We start from the raw sequence: 11,985 nt of genomic DNA, 5'->3' as shown, positions 1-11,985 counted from the left end.
GCACAGCCCGTGCGAAAACACAGAACCCGTGCGCGAATGGACAGCGGGTGCGACGAGCGGCGGGCTCACTCGCGCCGACGGCACCAGTGAGCCTGCCCGACGAACGGAAGGGTCGGTCCGCGCGAAGTCCAACCGCGGGGGGCGGGACGGCGCCCGGACCGACGTCTCCATCTACAGGCCGACGGCTGCGCGCAGCTTGTCGGCGCGGTCGGTGTGCTCCCAGGGCAGGTCGACGTCGGTGCGGCCGAAGTGGCCGTACGCGGCGGTCGGTGCGTAGATCGGGCGCAGCAGGTCCAGGTCGCGGATGATGGCGCCGGGGCGCAGGTCGAAGACCTCTTTGATCGCGGTGGCGATGCGTTCCGGGTCGACCTTTTCGGTGCCGAAGGTTTCCACGAACAGGCCGACGGGCGCGGATTTGCCGATGGCGTAGGCCACCTGGACCTCGACCCGCTCGGACAGGCCGGCCGCGACGACGTTCTTGGCGACCCAGCGCATGGCATACGCGGCGGAACGGTCCACCTTCGACGGGTCCTTGCCGGAGAACGCGCCGCCGCCGTGGCGGGCCATGCCACCGTAGGTGTCGACGATGATCTTGCGGCCGGTCAGGCCCGCGTCACCCATCGGGCCGCCGAGCACGAACTTGCCGGTCGGGTTGACCAGCAGGCGGATCTCGGAGGTGTCCAGGCTGGGTAGTTCGAGGTCGGCCAGCACCGCGTCGACGACCTTTTCCCGGATGTCGGGCGCGAGCAGGTTGTCCAGATCGATATCGGCGGCGTGCTGGGTGGAGATGACGACCGTGTCCAGCCGGACCGGACGATCGCCTTCGTATTCGATGGTGACCTGGGTCTTGCCGTCGGGCCGCAGGTACGGCAGCACGCCGGACTTGCGCACCTCGGTCAGCTTGCGCGACAGGCGATGCGCGAGCGCGATGGGCAGCGGCATGAGTTCGGGGGTGTCGCTGGTCGCGTAGCCGAACATCAGGCCCTGGTCGCCCGCGCCCTGCTTCTCGATCTCGTCGTCGGAGCCGCCGACCCGCGCCTCGTGCGAAGTGTCCACGCCCTGCGCGATATCCGGCGATTGCGCGCCGATCGCGATATTGACGCCGCAGGAATTGCCGTCGAATCCCTTTGCCGAGGAGTCGTATCCGATTTCGAGCACCTTTTCCCGGACGATGCGGGGAATATCGGCGTAGGCGGACGTGGTGACCTCACCCGCGACGTGGACCTGGCCGGTCGTCACGAGGGTTTCCACCGCGACCCGGCTGCGCGGGTCCGCTCCGATCAACGCGTCGAGGATGGAATCGCTGATAGCGTCACAGATCTTGTCCGGGTGACCTTCGGTCACGGACTCACTGGTGAATAGCCGGCTGCCGGACGTGCGCACAGTTCTTCCCTCTCCCTCACGGGTCATTCGTACGATTTGCGACAGTAACGCGATGCCGTCGCCGCGCAAACCCTTCGTTCCAGACTATGGCAAACCACTGACGCGCTGGACTCGGAGAGAGCTGGCTCTCCCGCAGCGGGATCGATCGTTCACCCTGACGTCACTCGGTTGATGATAGTTCCTGGGGCATTATCCCAGTCGCGCAATGAGTTTCAGCGCAACAGCGGGCCGAGCGCGTCGAGCACCCGGCTGGCGAGCAGCGCTTTCGACCCGTGGTCGAGCGACTGTTCGGTACCGTCCGCACCGAGCAGCCAGCCGTTGTTGGTGTCGACCTCGAACGCCTTGCCTTCGCCGACCGCGTTGACCACCAGCAAATCGCACCCCTTGCGGGCCAGCTTGGCCCGGGCATAGGTGAGCACGTCGCCGTGTTCGTCACCGGTCTCGGCGGCGAATCCGACGATCGCGGTGCCGGGCAGCTGTCCGTCCCGCCGGGCCTGCACCAGGCCGGCGAGGATATCGGTGGTCTTGGTCAGCGCGATGACGTCGGGTTCGCCGGCGCCTTTCTTGATCTTGGCCGCGGCCACGTCGGTGGGCCGGAAATCGGCCACCGCCGCCGCCATGATCACCGCGTCGGCGCCGACCGCGTGCTTGTCCACCGCGGTCTTCAACTGCTCGGCGGTGGTGATGTGCACCAGGTCGACGGCCGCGGGTGCCGCCATCTCGATCGTGTTGCCCGCGATCAGCGTGACGTGCGCGCCGCGCTGGGCCGCGACCCGGGCGAGGGCGTAGCCCTGCTTGCCCGAACTGCGATTGCCGAGGAAACGCACCGGATCCAGCGGTTCTCTGGTGCCGCCCGCGGTGATCACCACGCGGCGGCCCTCCAGGTCACGCGGGATGGCGTCGGCGCGTTCCAGCAGCAGGGTGGCCAGTCCGAAGATCTCCTCGGGCTCGGGCAGCCGTCCCGGTCCGGTGTCGGTGCCGGTGAGCCGGCCCGACGCGGGCTCCATGACGATCGCACCGTGGGCGCGCAGCGTCGCGACATTGGCGACGGTCGCCGGATGCTCCCACATCTCGGTGTGCATCGCGGGCGCGAACACGATCGGACATCGGGCCGTCAGCAGGGTCGCGGTGAGCAGGTCGTCGGCGCGGCCGTGGGCCGCGCGGGCCATCAGGTCGGCGGTTGCCGGGGCGATGACCACGAGGTCCGCCTCCTGGCCCAGCCGGACATGCGGCACCTCGGGCACGTCGGTGAACACATCGGTGTGCACCGGGCTCCCGGACAACGCCTCGAAGGTGGCCTTACCGACGAACTGCAACGCCGACTCGGTGGGGATCACCCGAACCCGGTGTCCGGTCTCGGTGAACCGCCGGACCAGCGAGCAGGCTTTGTAGGCGGCGATGCCGCCGCCCACGCCGACGACGATCCGTGTGGTGCTCACTGTGCCTCCGGCTGCTGGTTCATCCCCGCGCCGCGGGGAATTCGGTACCGCGGCGTCCATCGGACGACGCGCACACTCGGGCCTACTCGCCTTCGGAGTGCTCGAGCAGGTCGGAGTGGATCTCGCGCATGGCAACCGAGAGCGGCTTCTCCTGCAGGCCGGGCTCGACCAGCGGGCCGACGTATTCGAGGATGCCGTCGCCGAGCTGGTTGTAGTAGTCGTTGATCTGGCGGGCCCGCTTGGCCGCGTAGATGACCAGGGCGTACTTGGACGAAGTGCGCTCCAGCAGCTCATCGATCGGGGGGTTGGTGAGGCCGATCGGGGTGTCGTATGCGGGAACGGTCTTGAGGTCCGTACTGCTCACTAGGAGGGCTCCTGCGCGTTGGAGGTGGTGGCCGGGCGAGGCCCGGCCGGGCTGGTGAACCCGAGCGTGCCGGACCGGCCGCAGCCGGTCGGGGTCACGAACTCGAATTTGTGCTAACGAACAACGATACCAACTGCTCACAGGCGCTGGTCACCTCGTCGTTCACTATGACGATGTCGAACTCGTCACAGGCCGCCAGTTCGGTCCTGGCGGTTTCCAACCTGCGGGCGATCACCTCGGGCGATTCGGTGCCGCGTGCGGTGAGCCGGGAGACCAGCTCGTCCCAGCTCGGCGGCGCGAGAAACGCCAGGGTGGCCTCCGGTATCGCTTTGCGAACCGACCGCGCGCCCTCCAGGTCCACTTCGACCAACACCGGTAGGCCGTCCGCGAGGGCCGCCCGTACCGGCGCTGCCGGGGTGCCCGAACGCTGCAAGCCACCGTGAATATCCGCCCACTCGAGCAGTTCGCCCGCCTCGATCATGGCGTCGAACTCTTCCCGGGACACGAACCGATAGTCGAGACCGTCGACCTCCCCGGGCCGCGGAGCCCGGGTCGTTGCCGACACACTGAAGATCAGGTGCGGCAGTCGCTCGCGGACGCAGCGGACCACGGTGGACTTGCCAACGGCCGAGGGGCCGACCAGTACAACCAGCCGACCCTTCCGCGTGTGTTCGACCACCCTCGTTATCAGGCGTCGAAGTCGAACCGGGCCAGCAGCGCCTTGCGCTGCCGATCGCCCAGTCCGCGCAGACGCCGGGTGGGGGCGATCTCCAGTTCACTCATGATTTCCGCCGCCTTGACCTTGCCCACCTTCGGCAGGGCCTCGAGCAGCGCCGACACCTTCATCTTGCCGAGAATCTCATCGGACTCGGCATCGGTGAGGACCTGCTTCAGGTTGGTGCCGCCTCGCTTCAGGCGCTCCTTGAGCTCCGCCCGAGCGCGGCGAGCGGCAGCCGCCTTCTCCAAAGCAGCGGCGCGCTGCTCGTCAGTCAGCTGGGGAAGGGCCACGGTTCCTCCGTCTCATCGTTCATTGCATCAACTCCTGCCGGTAACCCGGCAGTCTCAGCGACCGTACCCACGGCATCCGCAGATTGCGAACCCACCCCCCAGGTCAGCGCATGATTCCGGATGCCGTAGACGCGAGAGCGATGCGAATCGCAAGGGCCCTCTGCCGCTGCGCAGATCGTACCGCCGAAATCGCGAAATGCCCCTTCAGCAGGGAGTTTTCACATCCGACACACGTTAGCCAGCAGGTTGCGGTGACGTGACATGCGACGCTGGCAAACCCGGACGAGTCCGACCAGGAACTTTCTCGGAATTTTCCGCGTGTCGTGCTGTCTTTCAGCGTGTCGCGCGCCACAGTCCAGTCAAATGACCGGTTGGGCACCGCCGCCGCAGTGCGCCGGACCAAGCGCGCGCACCGCGCGCTGACGCCATTCTGCGCGGTTGAAGGCTTGATCGGGCCGGGTTAGACCGATCCTGGGGAAAATCCGCCTGGCGGGGCGTACAGGCCCCGCTACGGGCCACATGCACGCGTGCACATGACCGCACCCGAGCAGCGCGCTCCGGCCGCGAAACGCACCGAGACCGGCGCTGGTGCGCCGGTCTCGGAGTTCGTTTCATTTATTTCTGGAGAAACGCGAACGCTTCCTGGAATCGGGCCAGCCCCGCCTGTAGCGCGGGCACGTCCGGTCCGTCGCGCAGCACCTCCCGCGACACCGCGGGCACGGCCGCTCGGAACATGGCCTCGGGGACCAGCTCACGGATGGTTTCCGGCCCGCCGCCCTGGGCGCCGACGCCCGGCATCAGGATCGGTCCGTTGAGCGCCGACAGGTCCGGAGCGTCGGACAGGGTCGCGCCGATCACGACGCCGACCGAGCCGAAGCCCGCACCCGCGTTGCGCGCGGCGGCCTCGTCGACCATCAGCTGCGCGACCGTGCGACCCGCCCCCGTGTCGACCCGTTGCACCTGCGCCCCTTCGGGATTCGAGGTGGCAGCGAGCACGAACACCCCGCGGTGCTCGGCCGCGGCCAGGTCCAGAGCCGGTGCGAGCGAACCGAATCCGAGGTACGGCGACACCGTCACCGCATCCGAACCCAACGGGCCCGCACCCAGCCAGGCCTGCGCGTACGCGTCCATGGTCGAGCCGATGTCGCCGCGCTTGGCGTCGGCGAGCACCAGCGTGCCGGAGGCCCGCAACACCTCGATGGTGCGCTCCAGCACCGCGATTCCGGCCGAGCCGTAGGTTTCGAAGAACGCCACCTGCGGCTTGACCATCGCGACCCGGCCGTCGAAGGCCTCGACGCAGATCTCCGCGAACTGCTCCAGTCCGTCCGCGTCGACGCTCAACCCCCAGGACGCCAGGAGTCCCGGATGCGGGTCGATGCCGACGCACACCGGCCCGAAATGCGCCATGGCGTGCTGCAATCGGTCACCGAAGGTCTTCATCGCGCCGGCCTCCTTCCGTGTCCTGTAGCTCGTCCACCGTTACGATCAACCACGCAGCACCGAGTGCAGTTCCTGCAGCGACCGCACCCCGATCCCGCCGTTGATGCTGGCCTCGATGCCCTGCACCGCGGCCGCCGCACCCTGCACGGTGGTGATGCACGGGATGTTCACACCCACCGCGGCACTGCGGATCTCGTAGCCGTCGACGCGCGGACCGGAGTTGCCGTAGGGGGTGTTGAACACCATGTCGATCTCGCCGTCGCGGATCTGCTCGACGATCGTGGGCTGCGGCGCGTCCGACTCGCCGGTCGCCGTCTCGGGTTCGGAGTGCTTGCGCACCCGCTCGCACGGAATGCCGTTGCGGCGCAGCATCTCCGCGGTGCCCTCGGTGGCCAGGATGCGGAATCCCAGGTCGTGCAGGCGCTTCACCGGGAACACCATGGCGCGCTTGTCCCGGTTGGCGATCGAGACGAACACCGTGCCCTCGGTGGGCAGCGACCCGTAGGCGGCGGTCTGGCTCTTGGCGAAGGCGGTGCCGAAATCGGCGTCGATGCCCATCACCTCGCCGGTGGACTTCATCTCCGGCGAGAGCAGCGAATCCACGCCGGTGCCATCGGCCTTGCGGAACCGGTGGAACGGCAGCACGGCCTCCTTCACGGCCACCGGCGCGTCCAGCGGGACGTGCCCGCCGTCGCCGTCACCGGGCAGCATGCCTTCCTTGCGCAGCTGGGCGATGGTAGCGCCGAGCATGATCCGCGCGGCCGCCTTGGCCAGCGGCACCGCAGTGGCCTTGGACACGAACGGAACCGTCCGGCTGGCCCGCGGATTCGCCTCGAGCACGTAGAGCACGTCGTCCTTGAGCGCGTACTGCACGTTGAGCAGGCCCTTGACCCCGATGCCCTTGGCCAGCGCGACGGTCGAGCGGCGCACCGCCTCGATATCGCTGCGGCCCAGGGTGATCGGCGGCAGCGCGCACGCGGAGTCGCCGGAGTGGATACCGGCCTCCTCGATGTGCTCCATCACGCCGCCGAGGTAGACCTCCTCGCCGTCGCACAGCGCGTCGACGTCGATCTCGATCGCGTCCTCCAGGAACCGGTCCACCAGCACCGGGTGTTCGGGGCTGAGCTCGGTGGCCCGGGAGATATAGCCCTCGAGAGACTGCTCGTCGTAGACGATCTCCATGCCGCGCCCGCCGAGCACGTAGGACGGCCGGACCAGCACCGGGTAGCCGATGCTCGCGGCGATCTTCTTGGCCTGCGCGAAGGTGGTCGCGGTGCCGTACTTCGGCGCAGGCAGCCCCGCCGCGACGAGCACGTCGCCGAATTCGCCACGGTCCTCGGCCAGGTCGATGGCGGCGGCGCTGGTGCCGACCACCGGCACGCCCGCCTCGGTGAGCCGCTGTGCGAGGCCGAGCGGGGTCTGCCCCCCGAGCTGCACGATCACGCCGGTGACCCGCCCGGACTCGCTTTCGGCGTGGTAGACCTCGAGCACGTCCTCGAAGGTGAGCGGCTCGAAGTAGAGCCGGTCGGCGGTGTCGTAGTCGGTGGAGACGGTTTCCGGGTTGCAGTTGACCATCACGGTCTCGTAGCCGGCCTGCGAAAGGGTCTGCGCCGCATGGACACACGAGTAGTCGAACTCGATGCCCTGGCCGATCCGGTTCGGACCGGAACCGAGGATGATCACCTTGTCCCGTTCGCGCTGCGGCGCGACCTCGGACTCGGCGGCGGGATCGAGCTCGTAGGCCGAGTAGTGGTACGGGGTCTTGGCCTCGAATTCGGCGGCACAGGTATCGACCGTCTTGAACACCGGTCGCACCCCGAGCCGGTGCCGCAGCGCGCGAACGCCGGTCTCCCCGGCCAGTTCCGGGCGCAGCGCGGCCAGCTGACCGTCGGACAGGCCGTAGTGCTTGGCCCGGCGCAGCAGCGGCTCGTCCAGCACGGGCGCGTCGATGATCTCGGTGCGCAGTTCGACCAGCCCGGCGACCTCGGCGACGAACCAGGGGTCGATACCCGATGCGGCGGCGACGGTTTCGATGCTCGCGCCCAGGCGCAGCGCGCGCTCGACCTGATAGATGCGGCCCTCGGTCGGGGTGCGCAGGTCTTCCAGGATCGCTTCCACGTCGGTCCACTTGCCGTCGGCCTGCGTCCAGAAGCCCGCGGCCTTGGTCTCCAGCGAGCGCAGCACCTTACCGAGCGCCTCGGTGAAGTTGCGGCCCAGCGACATCGCCTCGCCGACCGACTTCATCGTGGTGGTCAGCGTCGGGTCGGCGCCGGGGAACTTCTCGAACGCGAACCGCGGCGCCTTGACCACCACGTAGTCCAGCGTCGGCTCGAAGCAGGCCGGCGTCTCCTTGGTGATGTCGTTGACGATCTCGTCCAGGGTGTAGCCGATGGCCAGCTTGGCGGCGATCTTGGCGATCGGGAAACCCGTTGCCTTGGAAGCCAATGCGGACGAACGCGAGACGCGCGGGTTCATCTCGATGACGATCAGGCGGCCGTCGGCGGGATTCACCGCGAACTGGATGTTGCAGCCGCCGGTGTCCACGCCGACCTCGCGCAGGATCGCGATGCCCAGGTCACGCAGCTTCTGGTACTCGCGGTCGGTGAGCGTCATGGCCGGGGCGACGGTCATCGAGTCGCCGGTGTGCACGCCCATCGGGTCCACGTTCTCGATCGAGCAGACCACCACGACGTTGTCGCGGCCGTCGCGCATCAGCTCGAGCTCGTATTCCTTCCAGCCCAGGATGGATTCCTCGATGAGCACGTTCGCGGTCGGCGAGGCGGCCAGGCCGCCGCCGGCGATCCGGTCCAGGTCGTCGTGGTTGTAGGCCATGCCGGAGCCGAGCCCGCCCATGGTGAACGAGGGCCGCACGACCACCGGGAAGCCGAGCTCGCCGACCGTCTCGCGCACCTCGTCCATCGTGAAACAGACACGCGAGCGGGCACTTTCGCCGCCGACCTTGGCGACGATGTCCTTGAACTTCTGCCGGTCCTCGCCGCGCTGGATGGCCTCGAAGTCGGCGCCGATCATCTCGACGTTGTACTTCTCCAGCACCCCGTTCTCGTGCAGCGCGACCGCGGTGTTCAGCGCGGTCTGCCCGCCCAGGGTGGCCAGGATGGCGTCCGGGCGCTCCTTGGCGATGACCTTCTCGACGAACTCCGCCGTGATCGGCTCCACATAGGTGGAGTCGGCGAACTCGGGATCGGTCATGATGGTCGCCGGGTTGGAGTTCACCAGCGAGACGCGCAGGCCCTCGGCCCGCAGCACCCGGCAGGCCTGCGTGCCGGAGTAGTCGAATTCGCAGGCCTGGCCGATCACGATCGGGCCGGAGCCGATGACCAGGATGTGTTCGAGGTCGGTACGACGTGGCATCAGATTCCCTTCCGCTGCGCGGCCGGGCCGCCTGCCATGAGACCGGCGAACCGGTCGAAGAGGTACGCGGCGTCGTGCGGGCCCGCGGCGGCCTCCGGGTGGTACTGCACCGAGAACGCGCGGCCGTCGACCAGCCGGACGCCCTCGACGGTGCCGTCGTTGGCGCAGACGTGGCTCACCTCGGCCTTGCCGAACGGGGTGTCGAACTGTTCGCCCTGCTCGCCCTCCAGCGCGAACCCGTGGTTCTGCGCGGTGATCGAGATGCGCCCGGTCTCGTGCTCGACGACCGGGATGTTGATGCCGCGGTGGCCGAACTTCATCTTGTAGGTGTCGCGGCCCAGCGCCCGGCCCAGGATCTGGTTGCCGAAGCAGATGCCGAACAGCGGCAGCCCGCGCTCCAGCACGCCCCGGGTCAGCGCGACCGCGCCGTCCTGGGTGGCCGGGTCGCCGGGACCGTTGGACAGGAACACCCCGTCCGGGTTCAGGTCGAGGATCTGGTCGAGCGGCGCGTTCGAGGGCACCACGTGCACCCGCATGCCGCGCTCGGCGAACATGCGCGGGCTGTTGGTCTTGATGCCGAGGTCGACCGCGACCACGGTGAAGCGCCGTTCGCCGGACGGCTCGATGGTGTACACCGCGTCGGTGCTCACCTCCTCGGCCAGGTCGGCGCCGAGCATCGACGGCTGACCGGTGACCCGGGCCAGGAGTTCGTCGGTGTCCGCGAGCGCGGGTCCGGAGAAGATGCCCGCCTTCATCGAGCCGCGGGTGCGCAGGTGCCGCACGAGCGCGCGGGTGTCGACCCCGGCGATGCCGACGATGTCCTGGCGCTGCATCGCCTCGGGCAGCGTGGTGGTGGCGCGCCAGTTGGATGCGCGCCGCGCGGGATCGCGCACGACATAACCGGCGACCCAGATCTTGCCGGACTCGTCGTCCTCGTCGTTCCAGCCGGTGTTGCCGATCTGCGGCGCCGCGGCGACCACGATCTGGCGGTGGTAGCTGGGGTCGGTGAGGGTCTCCTGGTAGCCGGTCATCGCGGTGCAGAACACCGCCTCGCCGAGCGTCTCGCCCACGGCGCCGTAGGCCGAGCCGCGGAACACCCGGCCGTCCTCCAGCACCAGAGCAGCTGCTTGCTGTGTCATCCCTCGTCGTCTCCCGTCGTCGTGCTGGTCTGTTCGCTCGGCAGGCCCCGCGTCCAAGCCGGGTACACCGACTTGTCGTCACCCCGGAAACCGGTATCGATCTCGGTCCCGGTGGGCAGCTGCCAGCGAATCACCAGCACACCATCCTGTGTCATTACTTTCCCCGCGTGCCCGCGCTCGGTGCGCACCGCGGTGACGGACTCCTGCGGAATCCAGATCACCGTCGCACCGTCGCGCTCGAGCAGAATCCCCCGTTCGAACCGGGTCAGCTCCGCGGTGGCGCGAAAACCCAGGTCGCCCACCGTGATCCGGTCCTGCCAGCTCGGCGCGATGGTGCTGCCGAGGTAGAGGCCGGTGGTCGGCTCCAGCACCTGCGCGCCGAGATCGGCGGGCACGGTGGGCAGTTCGCCGATCCGGTCCGTCTGCCGCGCCGCCCGGTTCTGCCAGCCTCGGTACATCAACCAGACGCACAAAGCGAACAGCGCGAGCAGGCCGATCACCCACAGCGTTCTTTCCACTTACGGACCTCCTGTGCCCTGCGGTGCCGCTTTGCCCTCGCGGGCGGTTACTCGTCCCCTGAGCAACGTCGTTGTCACTCGGGCCGGAAACGTCATGTCCTCGAACGGGGTGTTGTTCGAGATGCTGGCGAGTTCCTTCGCGCGCACCGTCCAGGTGGCGTCCGGGTCGATCAGCGTCAGGTTCGCGGGCTCACCGACCTCGATCGGCCTGCCGTGCTCGTCGAGCCCGACGATCGCGGCGGGCCGCTCGCTCATCACGCGGGCCACGCCGCGCCAATCCAGCAGGCCGGGCTGCACCATGGTCTGCACGATGATCGACAGCGCGGTCTCCAGGCCGAGCATGCCGGGGCGGGCGGCAGCGAACTCGCAGCACTTGTCCTGTTCGGCGTGCGGGGCGTGATCGGTGGCGACACAGTCGATCACGCCGTCGGCCAGGGCCTGGCGCAGCGCGGCGGCGTCGGACGCCTCGCGCAGCGGCGGGTTGACCTTGTTGACCGCGTCGTAGGTCTCCAGGCGCGAATCATCCAGCAGCAGATGGTGCGGGGTGACCTCGGCGGTGATCGAGATCCCTTGCGCCTTAGCCCATTTCACCAGCTCGACGGTGCCCGCGGTGGAGGCGTGGCAGATGTGCACGCGCGCACCGGCATCGCGGGCGAGCAGCGCGTCGCGCGCCACGATCGACTCCTCGGCGGCCCGCGGCCAGCCGGCCAGGCCGAGCCGGGCCGCGGTCGGGCCCTCGTGCGCGATCGCGCCGACGGTGAGCCGCGGCTCCTCCGCATGCTGGGCGATCAGCACGCCGAGCGTGTTCGCGTACTCCAGCGCGCGCCGCATGAGCAGCGGATCGTAGACGCAGTGGCCGTCGTCGGAGAACATCCGCACCGCGCCGACACCCGCTGCCATGGTGCCCATTTCGGCGAGCTGCTTGCCCGCGAGCCCGACCGTGACCGCACCCACCGGATACACATCGACCAGGCCGACCTCCTGCCCGCGCCGCCACACGTGATCGGTGACCACCACCGAGTCGGCAACCGGGTTGGTGTTGGCCATCGCGAACACCGCGGTGTAACCGCCCAACGCGGCGGCGGCGGAACCGGATTCGATCGTCTCGGTATCCTCGCGGCCGGGTTCGCGCAGATGCGTGTGCAGGTCGACGAAACCGGGCAGCAGGATCTGGCCCGCGGCGTCGATGACCTCGGCGTCCGCACCCGCGGCCACGTCCGTGCCGATCGCGGCGATCACGCCGTCGCGCACCAGCACGTCCACCGGCTCGCCCTCGCCGTAGACCCGCGCTCCCCTGATCAGCAATTCACTCATGACGCCTT

10 protein-coding genes are annotated in these 11,985 nt (G+C 68.9%); all 10 read right to left on the bottom strand.

The genetic code is table 11. The annotated features are described in order from the left end of the window. Nucleotides 1–171: 171 nt before the first annotated feature. The 10 genes from metK to TY25_RS32425 all read right to left on the bottom strand — a co-directional run bounded on the left by metK (nt 172) and on the right by TY25_RS32425 (nt 11,977). Complete coding sequence (metK, locus tag TY25_RS32470; protein WP_042262660.1) at nt 172–1,383, bottom strand: methionine adenosyltransferase; 1,212 nt, start codon at nt 1,381–1,383, stop codon at nt 172–174. Between the two features lie 212 nt (nt 1,384–1,595). Beyond that, a complete protein-coding gene (coaBC, locus tag TY25_RS32465) occupies nt 1,596–2,882 on the bottom strand; it encodes a bifunctional phosphopantothenoylcysteine decarboxylase/phosphopantothenate--cysteine ligase CoaBC (protein WP_370466250.1) in 1,287 nt (428 codons plus the stop codon). A 22-nt stretch (nt 2,883–2,904) separates the two neighbouring features. Then, a complete protein-coding gene (gene rpoZ / locus TY25_RS32460) occupies nt 2,905–3,186 on the bottom strand; it encodes a DNA-directed RNA polymerase subunit omega (protein ID WP_014986448.1) in 282 nt (93 codons plus the stop codon). 94 nt (nt 3,187–3,280) lie between these two features. Beyond that, the gene (gmk, locus tag TY25_RS32455) at nt 3,281–3,865 is read right to left on the bottom strand and encodes a guanylate kinase (protein ID WP_042262657.1); all 585 of its coding nucleotides are present in this window, start codon (nt 3,863–3,865) and stop codon (nt 3,281–3,283) included. Between the two features lie 8 nt (nt 3,866–3,873). Beyond that, nucleotides 3,874–4,194 carry an integration host factor, actinobacterial type gene (mihF, locus tag TY25_RS32450; RefSeq protein ID WP_014986450.1) on the bottom strand — a complete coding sequence of 107 codons (321 nt, stop codon included), beginning with the start codon at nt 4,192–4,194 and terminating at the stop codon, nt 3,874–3,876. A gap of 615 nt (nt 4,195–4,809) precedes the next feature. Then, a complete protein-coding gene (gene pyrF, locus TY25_RS32445; protein ID WP_042262656.1) occupies nt 4,810–5,634 on the bottom strand; it encodes an orotidine-5'-phosphate decarboxylase in 825 nt (274 codons plus the stop codon). Between the two features lie 45 nt (nt 5,635–5,679). Continuing rightward, the gene (carB, locus tag TY25_RS32440; RefSeq protein WP_042262654.1) at nt 5,680–9,006 is read right to left on the bottom strand and encodes a carbamoyl-phosphate synthase large subunit; all 3,327 of its coding nucleotides are present in this window, start codon (nt 9,004–9,006) and stop codon (nt 5,680–5,682) included. Beyond that, on the bottom strand, nt 9,006–10,145 hold the full coding sequence (gene carA, locus TY25_RS32435; protein ID WP_042262652.1) for a glutamine-hydrolyzing carbamoyl-phosphate synthase small subunit: 1,140 nt from the start codon (nt 10,143–10,145) through the stop codon (nt 9,006–9,008). The genes carB and carA overlap by 1 nt, the downstream gene beginning before the upstream one ends. Next, complete coding sequence (locus tag TY25_RS32430) at nt 10,142–10,663, bottom strand: PH-like domain-containing protein (RefSeq protein WP_014986454.1); 522 nt, start codon at nt 10,661–10,663, stop codon at nt 10,142–10,144. The genes carA and TY25_RS32430 overlap by 4 nt, the downstream gene beginning before the upstream one ends. Beyond that, nucleotides 10,664–11,977 carry a dihydroorotase gene (locus tag TY25_RS32425; protein WP_042262650.1) on the bottom strand — a complete coding sequence of 438 codons (1,314 nt, stop codon included), beginning with the start codon at nt 11,975–11,977 and terminating at the stop codon, nt 10,664–10,666. Between the last annotated feature and the right edge of the window lie 8 nt (nt 11,978–11,985).

This window comes from Nocardia brasiliensis NBRC 14402, assembly GCF_000308475.2.
Lineage (GTDB): Bacteria > Actinomycetota > Actinomycetes > Mycobacteriales > Mycobacteriaceae > Nocardia > Nocardia brasiliensis.
Note: the sequence above shows the minus strand (reverse complement) of the source record. Positions and strands in the feature narration are given on the sequence as shown.